Origin of the sequence: uncultured Merdimmobilis sp. (assembly GCF_902471145.1) — a bacterium.
In the GTDB taxonomy this organism is placed as follows: domain Bacteria; phylum Bacillota; class Clostridia; order Oscillospirales; family Ruminococcaceae; genus Merdimmobilis; species Merdimmobilis hominis.
Genome location: NZ_CABRJC010000020.1, coordinates 1 through 12,595 on the forward strand (window position 1 = coordinate 1; position 12,595 = coordinate 12,595).

At 52.0% G+C, this 12,595-nt stretch carries 12 protein-coding genes, 1 tRNA gene, 1 pseudogene and 1 riboswitch; of the genes and pseudogenes, 6 read left to right on the forward strand and 8 right to left on the reverse strand.

Going from position 1 to position 12,595, the window contains the following annotated elements:
• From RDQ42_RS08750 to RDQ42_RS08765, 4 genes are all read left to right on the forward strand, one after another.
• On the forward strand, positions 1-1,259 hold a 1,259-nt coding region (locus tag RDQ42_RS08750), incomplete at its 5' end, for an amidohydrolase (protein WP_308588554.1).
• A 276-nt stretch (positions 1,260-1,535) separates the two neighbouring features.
• A tRNA-Ala gene (locus RDQ42_RS08755) sits at positions 1,536-1,611 on the forward strand.
• Positions 1,612-2,725: 1,114 nt separating this feature from the next.
• Entirely contained in the window at positions 2,726-3,361 is a 636-nt protein-coding gene (locus tag RDQ42_RS08760) for a flavodoxin (RefSeq protein ID WP_231358298.1), read from the forward strand.
• Positions 3,362-3,971: 610 nt separating this feature from the next.
• Entirely contained in the window at positions 3,972-4,175 is a 204-nt protein-coding gene (locus tag RDQ42_RS08765) for a hypothetical protein (RefSeq protein WP_308588556.1), read from the forward strand.
• Positions 4,176-4,406: 231 nt separating this feature from the next.
• Here RDQ42_RS08765 and RDQ42_RS08770 read toward each other — a convergent pair whose 3' ends face one another.
• The 8 genes and pseudogenes from RDQ42_RS08770 to yedE all read right to left on the reverse strand — a co-directional run bounded on the left by RDQ42_RS08770 (position 4,407) and on the right by yedE (position 10,378).
• Entirely contained in the window at positions 4,407-5,420 is a 1,014-nt protein-coding gene (locus tag RDQ42_RS08770) for a permease (RefSeq protein ID WP_071428235.1), read from the reverse strand.
• A gap of 97 nt (positions 5,421-5,517) precedes the next feature.
• Positions 5,518-5,751 carry a thioredoxin family protein gene (locus RDQ42_RS08775; RefSeq protein ID WP_054332342.1) on the reverse strand — a complete coding sequence of 78 codons (234 nt, stop codon included), beginning with the start codon at positions 5,749-5,751 and terminating at the stop codon, positions 5,518-5,520.
• Positions 5,752-5,763: 12 nt separating this feature from the next.
• Positions 5,764-6,699 (reverse strand): GTP-binding protein, encoded by a 936-nt coding sequence (locus RDQ42_RS08780; protein ID WP_243238520.1) that lies wholly within the window; start codon positions 6,697-6,699, stop codon positions 5,764-5,766.
• 51 nt (positions 6,700-6,750) lie between these two features.
• A pseudogene (locus RDQ42_RS08785) lies at positions 6,751-7,020 on the reverse strand (ArsR/SmtB family transcription factor); the annotation flags it as partial.
• A gap of 587 nt (positions 7,021-7,607) precedes the next feature.
• Complete coding sequence (locus tag RDQ42_RS08790) at positions 7,608-8,663, reverse strand: nitronate monooxygenase (RefSeq protein ID WP_308588557.1); 1,056 nt, start codon at positions 8,661-8,663, stop codon at positions 7,608-7,610.
• Between the two features lie 160 nt (positions 8,664-8,823).
• Positions 8,824-9,066 carry a DUF3343 domain-containing protein gene (locus tag RDQ42_RS08795; protein ID WP_054332339.1) on the reverse strand — a complete coding sequence of 81 codons (243 nt, stop codon included), beginning with the start codon at positions 9,064-9,066 and terminating at the stop codon, positions 8,824-8,826.
• 10 nt (positions 9,067-9,076) lie between these two features.
• The gene (locus tag RDQ42_RS08800) at positions 9,077-9,286 is read right to left on the reverse strand and encodes a sulfurtransferase TusA family protein (RefSeq protein WP_054332338.1); all 210 of its coding nucleotides are present in this window, start codon (positions 9,284-9,286) and stop codon (positions 9,077-9,079) included.
• A 6-nt stretch (positions 9,287-9,292) separates the two neighbouring features.
• Entirely contained in the window at positions 9,293-10,378 is a 1,086-nt protein-coding gene (gene yedE, locus RDQ42_RS08805; protein ID WP_071428233.1) for a YedE family putative selenium transporter, read from the reverse strand.
• Between the two features lie 235 nt (positions 10,379-10,613).
• Here yedE and RDQ42_RS08810 point away from each other — a divergent pair, with 235 nt between their 5' ends.
• Both RDQ42_RS08810 and RDQ42_RS08815 read left to right on the forward strand, forming a co-directional pair.
• On the forward strand, positions 10,614-11,768 hold the full coding sequence (locus RDQ42_RS08810; RefSeq protein WP_308588558.1) for an aminotransferase class V-fold PLP-dependent enzyme: 1,155 nt from the start codon (positions 10,614-10,616) through the stop codon (positions 11,766-11,768).
• 148 nt (positions 11,769-11,916) lie between these two features.
• A riboswitch (glycine riboswitch) is annotated at positions 11,917-12,016 on the forward strand.
• Between the two features lie 162 nt (positions 12,017-12,178).
• A complete protein-coding gene (locus tag RDQ42_RS08815) occupies positions 12,179-12,562 on the forward strand; it encodes a GrdX family protein (RefSeq protein WP_054332336.1) in 384 nt (127 codons plus the stop codon).
• Positions 12,563-12,595 lie beyond the last annotated feature (33 nt).

Here is a 12,595-nt window from a genome sequence, read left to right on the forward strand (position 1 = left end):
CCGACGAGCACCGGATGCTCAACCGCCACGATCTGGATAAAATCTCCACCGAGCACGCCCTTGTCTTTGCCCGCGCCTGCGGCCATGTGACAGTGGTTAACTCCAAAGCTCTGGAGATAGCCGGCATCACCCGGGATACCCCCCAAGTCCCCGGCGGCGAGTTTGAACTGGATGAAAACGGCGAGCCCAACGGCATCTTCAAAGAGCTGGCCGCCTCCCTGGTGCAGAAGCTGATCGCCCAGCCCGAGGGCCGGGAGCTGGAAGACCTGCTGCGGGCCGGCATGGAGCACGCTGCCGAATGGGGCATCACCTCCATCCAGTCCAACGACATCAAAAACGACAACTACGAGCGGATTTATGGCGCTTACCAGTCGATGGTGGACAAAGGCACCGCCCTGGTCCGTACCTATCACCAATGCAATTTTACCACCCTGGCCCAATATGAGGACTTCCTTGCACACGGCTACAAAACCGGCTACGGCTGCGCCATGAACAAAATCGGTCCTCTGAAGCTGTTTATCGACGGCTCCCTGGGCGCACGCACCGCTCTGATGCGCCAGGATTACAGCGACGCCCCCGGCACCCGCGGCATCGAGGTCATGACCCAGGAACAGCTCAACGCCCTGGTGCAGACCGCCGACGCCCACGGCATGCAGGTTGCGGTTCATGCCATCGGCGACCGCGGCATCGAGATGGTGCTGAACGCCTACGACACGGTGGTCCATAAAGGGAAAAACAACCTGCGCCACGGCATCGTCCACTGCCAGATCACCGACCTGCCTTTGTTGGAACGGTTCCAGAAAAATGACATCATTGCCTATATTCAGCCCATCTTCCTCCACTACGACCTGCATATCGTCGAAGACCGAGTGGGCAAAGAGCTTGCCTCCACTTCCTACGCGTTCCGCACTATGGAAAAGCTGGGGATTCACACCTGCTTTGGCACCGATTCCCCGGTGGAGGACCTCTGCACTATGGACAACATCCACTGCGCGGTCAACCGTCAGGATTTGAAAGGTTTCCCCGAGGGCGGCTTCTATCCTGCTGAGAAGATTGACGTTTTCGATGCTGTAGATGAATACACCATCGGATGCGCCTACACCAGCTTCGAAGAAGGCATCAAAGGCCGCCTGAAACCCGGTTACTATGCGGACCTGGCCATTTTGAGCGACGATATCTTTACTGTCCCCACTGAAACCATCCGGGACATCCGCGTATTGACCACCATGGTCGGCGGCAAAGTCACCTTCCAGAGATAATACCCCTTCCCCCGCTGGGCAGTTGTCCAGCGGGGGAGTTTTTTCTTTCCCAGGGCTTGAGCGGATAAAAGAAACGATGCAATCGGGGATGATCTCTACTATAGGGCGTACTGGTGGAAAAGAGGGCACTTGCCCTTCCTTTCTCCCTGCACCTGGTTTCCATATATTCCCTTTGCGATGGCCATTCCCTCCATGCAAATACAAATTTTTCAAAAAGGGGCTGTACAAACCGCTGGCGATGTGCTATACTATTTTCTTGTAAAAGCCCCAGAATTTGGGCCCGTAGCGCAGCTGGGAGCGCGTTGCGTTCGCATCGCAAAGGTCGGGAGTTCGATCCTCCTCGGGTCCACCAAAAAAAGAAACCCGCTAAATGGCTTTGGAATCAGCCTTTAGCGGGTTTTTCTTATCTTCTAAAACGGCTCATACCCTTGCCAAAACAGGGCAAAAATAGGGTGTTTTTTGTAAAGATGCAGGTCAAAATTTATTAAGGCTTCTCCTCTCATAATCTCCTTTCATCTCTCAAAATTATAAATATCCTTGCAATTTGACTGTCATCTGATATAATCTAAATGGACACTATCTAATCTCAAGGGAAAGCCCCCGGCCAGGTTCCATCGCCTGACTGGGGGCTTTCTCTATTCTCGCGGCTGGGAGAAGCTATTCGTTATAAACGAAGACTTGAAATTCGTTGCAATCTGCCATGTGCCATCCCAAAGGGCACACCACCAATAGACAGCCGGCAGGGCTGCTGACATCGACGCGGCGCGAAACGCCCTAGCCGCCGCTTGGGATTGGGTATTCATCGCCTCAGCCCTCACCTCTGCCGCCTGCTTTTCCCGGATGGCTTTTACACTGTCCTTCCTCCATGTCACGCTCATTACTGGAACGCACCTCCGATTTTGGAAATATGGCCTCCCTGGCCGCTGGGGCCCCGGCTCACGGTGACCTTGAAGTTAAAGGCAAAGCCGTTGGCAGCGGCCTGGTTGGCAAAGACTCGGGGGCAAAGGCTTTTGCTTCCCGAAGCTCCTCTTGTAGGGCGTCGTCCTCATCCACCGCCCGGGAGAGGGCCACCTCCATGTCATCCACACCTTTACCGAAGCCTACACAGCGGCGGGGCTTACCAGCACTGTAATCCATCTGCCGGACGAGGGGATCACCGGCAACTCCTACTTTATGTTTCAAGAGTTGAACAATGACGAGATCGCCGACCATGTGGAGAACTGGATTCAATCCTATGTGAAGTAGATCCTCAGCGCTTACGAATTGTCTTGTACATCCAGGGGACCAGGTTACCTACAGACCTGCATCATGGTGTACCTCCAATTTCAGCCCTTAATTTTAAATTTCTTTGGAAAAAGTTCACAGTTCGTTTTTTAATCCCTCTTGACCGATTGTAACAACCGGTTGTTATACTCTTAATTACAAGGAGATCTCAAGTAAAATCAACAGAAAGGAATGGTTCTAAAATGAAAAAAGTATATTGTACGCTGATAGCCGCCGTTCTGTCTTTATCACTGGCAGCTTGCGGACAGTTGGCCTCCTCCAACCAGGGGCAAGAATCCAGTTCCACCGGCAGCTCCACTTCCTCTTCCTCTGCGTCATCTGCCCCTGAACAGGGGGAACAGCCTGGCGAGCTGGAGACAGCAGGCGGTACACTGGTAGTCTATTTCTCGGCCAGCGGCAACACCGAAGCGGTGGCTGAGACCCTCGCCGACACCTTGGGGGCGGATATTTTCGAACTGGTGCCGGAGCAGCCTTATACCGATGACGACCTCAACTGGAACAACCCCGACAGCCGGGTAAATGCCGAACATGAGGATCCCAGCCACCGCACCACCATCGCCGGAGGGATTCCCGACCTAAGCGGCTATGACACCGTTTTGCTGGGATACCCCCTCTGGTGGCGTGAGGCCCCTAGTATCGTCTGGAATTTTGTGGAAAACAGCGATTTGGCCGGCAAGACGGTCATCCCATTCTGTACCTCTATGTCCGATGGGATTGGTTCCAGCGGCGATACCCTCGTGGAAATGGCGCCCGGCGCCAATTGGTTGAAGGGCCAGCGGTTTGGTGAAAATCTGGACTCCGCCGCAGTAACCCAGTGAGCGGGGAGCCTTGGGCTGGATACCTCTGCTGCCAATGCCGCTGCACAACAACCGGTAACATAATCATCCTTAGTCGTTTACCTTTCGATGCTCAAAACTACCGCCCCCAACAACAAGACCTAGAATCAGGAGCAGAGCACCGTTTCCATCTACGGTCAGGTGCTGGGCTACACCTGAGATATGGCCTATGTCATCTAGGAAACACCGGCGCGGACTCCTTCTGCATTGAGCCGATTCCCCCCCTAACCCACCAGCCATGATGCGCTGGTGGGTTAGGCTTCCCAGGAACAAGATCAAAATGCCCGGCCGGCTGCCGCAGGAAAGGATGGTGGAATTGCGAAAAAACTTCTATGGATGCTGCTGATTGCTATGCTGTCCGGCTGTACCGCATCAAAAGACCTGCCTTCAACTGAACAAAATTCAGCGGCATCCTCGATCCCTGAAAATTCCATATCTTCTGGCACATAAGTATATGATTCCACCTCCGACGCGGCAAAAAATCCGCTTCCAGAAGCGCCAAACAACAAAATGGGGATCCATCCCTATCTGGCAGAGCTAGTTTCCAATATTGTGACGAATTTGGCCTGGAGTCGTACTGGCCGTCCTACCCTTGGCACTGGTCAAAGTGGGGGAAGTCTGGGGGCTGCTCTCCATCTTCCGGTTGCTGGGTATCAGCTATATGACCTTCCGGGCGGTGGAGGTTCTCATCAATTTGCTGGATGGGACAATCAAAAATCTCTTCCTGTTCCAGTGGAGTTCTTCCCTGCTGTTTTCCCTAGATTCAGAGATCGCCTTTGTTTACAATGCATTTTAGGTAAGGGAGCTGGCAAATGGGCATTTGATGCATGATTGGCGAAAACATCGCTGCTTGACACAAGGGTAGCTTGTGGATCTGCTGGGTTTTACACAGTCAACCATCCGTGAATATGAAGCCCGAAAACCGACAGTGCGGATAACAGCGGATCTTCCCGCATATGGGTACCACAATTTATCTCCATTTATTTTTCTATGCACTTTTCAAAATTCTAGTCTTTATTTTGATTTCTTAAACAAATAGAAATGCTGCCGCATTAAATAAGTAGCCAATCAATATGATCCCAACGGCTACAATTCCAATAAAGATGGCCAACAATTTTGGTTTTACAGCCTTTCGCAGCATGATCATTGAGGGCAGCGACAGCGCTGTCACCCCCATCATAAAGGCGAGGATCGTCCCCAGGCCAGCGCCTTTTGCAAACAGGCTCTCCGCTACTGGGATGGTCCCAAAGATATCCGCATACATGGGGACACCGATGAACGTCGCCAAGGGGACAGAATACCATTTATCCCCACCCAAAACCTCTTGGACAAAACTTTCCGGGATAAAGTTGTGGATCAGTGCCCCGATTCCCACCCCGACAACAATATAGGGGGCGACCTTTTTAACCGTCTCCAAGACCTGCTCTTTGGCGAAGGCAAGGCGGTCTTGTGTTGTGAGTTCTGGCGCCTCCAAATCCACTGGTCCGGCGCTGCGGATAAACTCCTCCACATACTCCTCCAAATGGAGCTTTTCTATAAGGCTTCCCCCCGCTACTGCCAGCACAAGGCCGACGACTACATAAGCAATGGCGATCTTTCCGCCGAAGATGCTAGTTAGCAGCACCAGTGAGCCCAAATCCACTAGCGGAGAAGAGATGAGGAAGGAGAAAGTGACCCCCAAAGGGAGACCTGCGCCGGTGAACCCGATAAACAAGGGAATCGACGAGCAGGAACAAAATGGGGTCACCGTCCCCAACAGGGCGGACAAAGTGTTGGCCCCCAAGCCATGAAAGCGCCCCAAAATCTTCTTCGTCCGTTCTGGGGGAAAATAGCTCTGAATGTAGGAGATGCCAAAAATCAGCACCGAGAGCAGCACAAAAATTTTAACGGTGTCGTAAATGAAAAACTGGAGCCCCGCCCCCAGCTGAGATTCCAAATCCACCCCTAAGCTGGTCAATAGGTTGCCCACAACACGGTTGAGCCATTTCATCCCCAAGATTTGATCTTGCACAAAAAACCAGATTCCTTTGATGATTTCCATCGGGTTGTGACCCTCCAATTATATTTATAAATTTAGTTTTACCGATTTATTTGTCCCAAAATTGGCCGCCTTTCGGCAGCCAGCAGGGCGAGGCTTGTTACGGCCTCAACAACTTTTTTATTTTGTCCTTTGACACGACCTGGCCGCTGACTACCAGCTTCCCGTCAATCATCAGGGAGGGGGACGTCATCACCCCTAATTTGACAATTTCCAAAAGGTCCTCCACCTTTTCCAGCTGGGCCTCTATCCCCAGTTCTGTCAAAGCCTCTTGGGTATTCCCATACAGTTTATCGCATTTGTCGCATCCGGTACCGATCACTTTGATCTGCAAGCTCCATCCCTCCTAATTTTTCAGCTGCATGGGCAGGCCCACTTGGCTTTCCCAAGCGCTGAATATTTTTTTGATCACCGCAGGCCCGATCTTGGAAATCAAAACCATTTGGGAGATTTCCTTTTCCTCACAGGGTGTGCAGTCAACCTGCTGCCCAACCAAATCCACCTGGTTCCACCCCTGCCCTTTCAGATGGAAAAAGCCTTTGGCCCGGTACAGGTCAGCTTCTATCTCGGCTAAAAAGCGCTCTAGTTTCTCCTGCTCCACTTCCCCCTCAAATTGGAGGACCAAAGTCTTGGGTTTGGCCTCTTCGCTGTTGGTGGTCTCTTCCCCTTCAGCCCACTGGTACTGCATCAGGTTCTCTTCCAAAAACCCTAAATTCAGATTCCCATGGGAACTGACGTCAATCCGGCATTTTGGATTGATCTCCCGGATTTTTGCTTTCAGTGCGCAAATCCGTTCCCCATCCACCAGGTCCACCTTGGTGAGGACAGCTAGATGGCAATGTTTCAGCTGACGGTACACTGTTTCCAAATCCTCCAGCTGATCCAGGAAGTTGACTGAATCTACCAGACAGATGGCGCCTTGGAAAGAATACCGATCTCCAGCAAGGGCTTTTGCCGCTTCTAGAATCTCCTCTACATTGGAGGGATCTCCCAGGCCGGAGCTCTCCACAAACAGGTAATCAAAGTCCTGTTGGGCCATCTCCGCCAAAGCCTGCACAAAAGACAATTTCAGGCAGGAGCAGAAGATGGAGCCGCGGTTGATCTCCACCATTTGGATATCATCGTTGCGCAGGATGGTGCCGTCGATCCCCAATTTTCCAAATTCATTTTGAATGACGCCGACCCGTTTCCCCTTCAGCGCTTCCAGCAGCCGGAGCAAAACAGTCGTCTTGCCAGACCCTAAAAAACCAGTCAGGACATAGAGTTTGGTCTTTTCGGTCAATCTATCCCTCTCAATCCCTTTTACAGCAGTAGAGGGGCGTATGCTCTGTTCTAGCAGCTGGTCAATCCGGCGCTTGGCCTTTTCCATCCCCGATTCGCTGATGGAGTAGTGAATCCACTTTCCCTCTTTGCGGCCCACGACCACCCCGGAATCGCAGAGAATCCGCATATGATGGGATAATGTGGACTGGCTGATCTCCAACTCATTCAGCAGGACGCAGGCGCACCGCTCCCCTTCTTGGAGGATCTCTAGGATTCTCCAGCGGTTTTCATCGCAGAACGCTTTGAACAGCTGGACATTTTCTGTGTAATCCTTTCCCACACAATCACCTCAAATCTATATTTATCGATTTATATTATATTCTATAAATCGATAAATGTCAATGCATAGATGTAAAATTTTAAGAAAATCCCCATTTGCGTCGGGAAAAGCAGGCAGTCACCCCCCGCTGCCGGATGATATCCCCCTCCAGTTGCCCAATTACAGGGGGATGATAATCCACTGATCCCGATAGCACCGCTCCTGAGTTCTGGCTCAAAATGGGCTTATCTTGCCGTTTCTCCGTCTGAAATCAAATTTTATGAAAGCCAATTTCCCTCCGCAGGCTTATACTATGGCAACAGGAAAGCCAGCCGCTGCAATACTGTGCAGCGGCTGGCTCCCAGAGGTGATTTCTATCCGGATAGAGGGAAGATCGGTCGTGAAAATATCTCGGCCCGAGAGGCGGGAACTCATCTGCTCCATTTCGGTGTCGTACCTGTTGGCAGGGCAGTGATAAATAAGAATAAAAGGAAGGTACACTTCTCCCAAGCAGGCAATCCCTACGAGGAGCGGTCCCTCCTCACAAGGAAAACTCCCCAGCGGCAGGATCTCACCGGGGAGTGCGAGGTACACCTTATTATAATAGATTATCGGGCCAGCTCTTCCATCAGGTCGTGGACGGTGGTCATCTCCTGGAGCCGCCAGGCATTTTCCCCGCAAAAAACAAGGGCGTTGTCCACATCCCCAGTCACCGCACGCACCAATGCGCCAGTGATACAATAGGGGGTGGTGGCGATGTCGCACCGGTTCATGCACTGGTAACAGTGGGAAACCTGCTCCCTCTCCTGCATCCTGGCTTGAATGAAGGGGGTGCGGATGGCACGTCCAGGCATCCCCACCGGGCTTTTGACAATCATGATGTCCTCTTGTTTAGCGTCCAAGTATGCCTGCTTGAAGGCTGGGGAGGCGTCGCACTCTTCGGTGACTACAAAACGGGTAGCCATCTGCACCCCGGCGCAGCCCAAGGCGAGATAATGGTCGATGTCCGCCCGGTCATAGACCCCTCCGGCAAACACCACCGAGATCTTCTTGTTGTACTTCTCCTCATAGCCCGCTACGATGGCAAGAATCTCCTGGATTTCCTTATCATAGTCGGTCCCGGCATACTTGTCCAAATCCTCTTGGCTGTAGCCCAGGTGGCCTCCGGCTTTTGGTCCTTCGATCACCACTAAGTCGGCAGTGGTGCCGTGGTGGCGGTCCCACATTTTCAGCAGCACCTTGGCGGATTTGGGCGGCGAGACGATAGGGGCGATTTTAATGCCCGAGCCCTTTACCAGCTCCGGCAGATTGGTGGGCAGCCCCGCTCCAGAGATAATCAGGTCGGCGCCGCTGTCGATGCAGCACTTTACATACTGTTCATAATTTTTCATGGCGCACATGATGTTGACCCCGATGATCCCTCCGCCGGAAATCTCTTTGGCCCTGTGGATCTCCCGGCTCAGCGCCCGGAGGTTCGCTTCATGTGGATGGTCGGCAAAATCTGGCTCCCGGTACCCGGGCTGGGCAGCAGAGAGGACGCCGATCCCCCCTTCCCGGGCCACGGCACCCGCCAATGAGGAAAGGCTTACACCAATTCCCATTCCTCCTTGGATGATTGGCACACGGGCAGTCAATTCCTGTATCTTTAAAGGCGGTAATCTCATAACAAACCTCCATATAAAAAACATAGTATAATATAGTTTTAATTACTATATTATACTAGTATAATCATACTATTATAATATGTCAATCATTTTTGTAGAGACAATAAGAAAAGCCGGGGTTTCCCCCGGCTTTTCTTGCGCCAGCTGCGGCAGCCAGTGCCTATTCTTCGCATTCATATACCACAGCGTATGTATGAGCCTCTTGCACCTCCACAATCTTCTCCACCCCATCATCCACGAACCGCAGAGGATCACCCTCGGTGGAGAAGCGCACACAACTGCCACAGGAAGAGCTCAGCTTGCGCGGGACAGGCATCACATCATGCTCTATCCCCGCCTCCCGCAGCTCCCTGGAGAACTTCACTGCGTTGTAATGGTTGAAAAAAGTTGCAATATACATCATATGCGGCTGCCTATTTGGTCAAAGAGAGGCGGTAAACATCCTCTTCCTGGCTCACCGACACCGTATAGCCTGCATTTTTGGCAAACCGGGTCACATTTTCTTTGGCGGTGACATTGTCTACCAGCACCTCATAATGATCCCCTTTGCTGGCCAGTGCTTTTTTTGTCAGAAGAACCGGCTCCGGGCAGGAGCGTCCGCACGCATCCACAATAACAGCCATTGTTTTCTATCCCCTTTCTGCTGCGTTCTGCTTATTGGAAGCAGACGCTGTTTCCACTTTGGTATTGAGCACAGCGATGGCAGCGATGACTGCCATGGCGATGACAACCGCAACCTTGCCGTTTGCAGTGGGACCTGCTCCAGACGAAGCCAAACCGAAGTTGTGGCAGAAGGCTGCTCCCACAATCATGCCCAAAACCGCAACGACAGAGTCTGAGTTTCCCTCACCTGCCAGGATAAGCTGACGCAGAGGACAGCCGCCCAAAAGAACAGAACCCCAACCGACAACAGCCATACCAAGGAAATTCCACAGGCCATCGGTATGGGCAACTGCCTGTCCGGCAAAGCCCAGATGGAAGTTGCCAAGGGCGATGTTGCACACCGCAGTTGCCGCGATGATAGCCACAAAGCCGGACAGCAGCGTCCAATCCCGGAAAAGCATCATATCCCGGATGCCGCCAACCATGCAAAGACGGGTGCGCTGGGCGATAGCACCTACCACAAGGCCGGCTCCCAGAGCAGCCCAGAGGGGGGCACGCATTGAGCCAGGACCCTCTGTACTGAAGAAGATAAAGGAAGGAGCAGCCACCAAAAGCAACAGCAGACCTACATTCACCGCAGGGAATACATAACCCTCTCCCCGGCTTAGGGAGTAGGTGCGCTTCAGGCTGAAGCCGCGGTTGAGGAACAGCACTCCAACGGCGATACCTGCAATAAACCCAACAAGCCCGACCACTGCATTTAGGTCGCCACCACCGATGCGAAGCACCATGCGAAGGGGGCAACCCAAAAACATCAGTGCGCCAACCATGACAAAAAAGCCCAAAACAAAACGGGTTGCCGGAGCAGAACCGCCTTTGGCCTTAAATTCCTTGTTGGCCAAGGCCATGCCAAACGCCCCCAGAACCAAGCCCATAATCTCCGGGCGCAGATACTGCACCACAGCGGCACGGTGCAGTCCAACACCGCCGGCAATATCCCTCAAAAAGCAAGCGATGCAGAAACCCATGTTTGCCGGATTCCCCAGCTTGACAAGGGCAACCGAGACCAAGCCGATCAACAGACCGGCCCCTATCAGTTTTTTCTTTTCCATCTCTCTACCAACCACCTTTCTATGATACAGAGCCTCTTTCCCCAGCGGGCTATGAGAGCCGCAAAGCTGGCCTACTGGCGTATCGACCCTGTATATAGTATAGTTTGTTTTTTAACAATCGTAAAATAGTAATTTGCAATAGAGACAAGAAAGCTATTTTATTTTCCAATAGCAGTGGCGAATATAGGGTAAATAGAGTAAAATAATAAAAAAGGATTTATTATAGGAGGACGTTATGGAGCGAATTTATCTGGACAACGCGAGCACCTCTTACCCCAAAGCCCCTGGGGTAGTGGAAAACATGCGTCTTTTTATGGAGGAAATCGGCTGCAATGTGGGCCGCGGCGGATATGCCGGCGCCTACAGCGCAGGGGAGGTCGTCTATGACACCCGGGAACGGCTGTGCCGTCTCTTCCATGCCCCCAAACCTCAAAATGTGATTTTTACCTCCAACATCACCGCTTCTCTCAACTTTATTATAAAAGGTATGCTGCGCCCCGGCGACCATGTATTGGTCAGCTCGATGGAGCACAACGCCATGATGCGCCCCTTGGTACAAATGGAAAAACTGGGCGTCTCTTTTGACCGCATCCCCTGCAATAGCCAGGGAATGCTGCTTCTGGATCAGGTGGAAGGGCTCATCCGCCCCAACACCAAGGCCATTCTGATGCTGCACGCCTCTAATGTATGCGGCACAGTGATGCCTATCCGGGAAGTGGGTGCCATTTGCCATAAGCATGGAATTCGCTTTGTGGTGGATGCCGCCCAGACCGCAGGGGTTTTCCCCATTGACATTGTTGATATGCACATCGACGTCCTGACCTTTACCGGGCACAAAAGCCTGCTCGGGCCCCAGGGCATCGGTGGGTTTATCATAGAAGATTCCCTGGCTGCGGAACTTGACCCTCTGATCTCCGGCGGCACGGGCAGCCGCTCTGATTCGGAGGAGGTTCCCGATTTCCTGCCTGACCGCTTTGAAGCCGGCACCATGAACCTGCCGGGAATCTTCGGCTTAAACGCGTCGCTTCAATATCTGGAAAAGGAGGGGATTGGCAACATCTTACAGCACGAACAAACTTTGTCCAAGCGCTTTAGCGAGGGCCTAGCCGCCTTCGACTGCGCCCGGATCGCCGGCACTGAGGACCCGATGAAACGCGCCCCCGTCGTCTCGGTGGATTTCACCGGCCGCGACAACGCGGAAATCGCGTTTTTGTTGGACAGCCAGTACGGGATTATGACCCGGTGCGGCCTGCACTGCGCTCCATCGGCCCATAAGACCTTGGGAACTTTCCCTCAGGGCACTGTTCGATTCTCAATCGGCCCATTCAACACCCCCAAGGAAATTGACTTTGCTGTTGACGCTATCAAAGCCATTCTATCCACCTACTAGGGAATGTTCTATAAAAGATTGACAATTTTTTTGCAATAATTTTTGCCATTTTCCCTGGAAAAAATACTTGTATTATAGAAAAAAGTAGTGTATCATTATGGTGTGATAGAAAAACATTATATAGTCATTTTTACAGATTGATATTTGGATGACGATTGCGGGAGAGTCTGGCAACAGCGCCGAAGGAATAAGTAAGCGGATTTGCAGTCCCTTATGAAGATCTCAGGTCCCAACACCGCAATCCGACAAACCTCTGGAGAGCGTAAGCACCGACGGAGCAATCCCCCTCAAGGGAGAATCTCTCAGGTTAGATACAGAGCGGGATGCACCATTTTATTTTTATTTCTATAAAAGGGTGCGTTTTGCTCTGTTTTTGTATGGAATGACAATCACGCTCCGGGAGGTTCTTCATGAAGCCAACGTTTAAGATCGTAACCAACAATCCCCTGGTTGTCCGCGAACTTACAGGGCAATATACCGTTGAGTTCGTCGACGGCACCTATCACGATGTGTTGGTTGCCCTCCGCGACCAGATTCATAAGGGACACAGGCTTTACTCCCATCCCCTTTCGGGCAGCGTCAAGCCCAATGAAACCCCTTATAAATCGGTCCTGATCTCCATCAAACCCCAGTCTTTGGACATGGATTCGGTGGAGATGATCGAAAACAGCATTGTGACTTGCGATAAATTCCCGGTAAAATTCCCCCATATGCCCGATTCTATGCGGGAAGATTTCCAGGTGATCGACGCCACGCTGCTAAAAGGAGCCTTATCGCAGATCCTATTTGAATAGGGTTTGTTGATAAATACGCAAAGCCAAAATTTT